This window comes from Arcticibacter eurypsychrophilus (genome assembly GCF_001730525.1).
GTDB lineage: Bacteria > Bacteroidota > Bacteroidia > Sphingobacteriales > Sphingobacteriaceae > Arcticibacter > Arcticibacter eurypsychrophilus.
This window is the reverse complement of sequence record NZ_MDFN01000081.1, coordinates 1-336: the sequence shown is the minus strand read 5'-3', so window position 1 is coordinate 336 and position 336 is coordinate 1. Positions and strand designations below refer to the sequence as shown.

Here is a 336-nt window from a genome sequence, read left to right as displayed (position 1 = left end):
ATCAATGATCAGCATCCGGTGCCCTGGAGCAGCACCAGTTCCTTTGGCTAAACAGATTTTTACAAATCGCCCTGCGAATCCAAACAGCAGCTTCTCCCAGTTGATTTCATGCATCTTTTTCATCCTATAAAAGCTATCCTTACGGGCTGTGAGTGGTGTACTACTGCTTTGTAAAAGAGAATGCATATTCGTTTTTCCGGTAAAGGGTACTATTAAAAGCATACCGAGTAAATCGGAAATCTTAAACCCTTTTTTCTTAAGTGGATCCAGTGATTTGTATATAGATTTAAATTCAAAGAACGATAACCAGTTTAGAAAACGTAATGTTATATTTTC

The 336-nt window shown here is 37.8% G+C and carries 1 pseudogene; it reads right to left on the bottom strand.

Annotated features, from left to right (window positions below):
- Window positions 1-336 (bottom strand): annotated as a pseudogene (locus BFL47_RS19055) (IS4 family transposase); the annotation flags it as partial.